General features: G+C 44.7%; 1 protein-coding gene. It reads right to left on the bottom strand.

From position 1 onward, the window contains the following. Positions 1-177: 177 nt before the first annotated feature. The coding region (locus I6F37_RS41315; RefSeq protein ID WP_225154568.1) for a S9 family peptidase at positions 178-425 on the bottom strand (248 nt) is incomplete at its 5' end.

Here is a 425-nt window from a genome sequence, read left to right as displayed (position 1 = left end):
CCCTTTACAGATTGCATGCTTAACCTTTGTGTGCCATGGCAGTTCTGGCCCCATACCTTACCGGTAGAAGGTCATACAGCTTCGTTAAATGTAAAAGCCGATTTGCGTGAAAGAAATTTACCTACCTGTTGTAAAAGCGTAAGAAACATCCGGCAATCGCAAATAAAAAACGGCAGTTCATCTGCGAACGGGGGCACCCAGTTCTAATTCACGGTTCATCTGCTCGATATCTACCGGTTGTGAAAAATCGCCGAGCAGCCATTTGCTGTAATAGTCTGCAAGTGTCCAAAAAAAGTATTCCTGCATGTCGCCATAAGCGTGTCGCTGTCCCGGCAACATTAGATAATCAAAACGCTTGTTCGCTTTTATCAGCGCATTGATCACCCGGGTTGTATTTGCAGGGTGTACATTGTTATCAATATCAC

This window comes from Bradyrhizobium sp. NBAIM08 (assembly GCF_020193935.1).
GTDB classification, from domain to species: Bacteria; Pseudomonadota; Alphaproteobacteria; order Rhizobiales; family Xanthobacteraceae; genus Bradyrhizobium; species Bradyrhizobium yuanmingense.
This window is presented reverse-complemented; position numbering and strand designations above follow the sequence as displayed.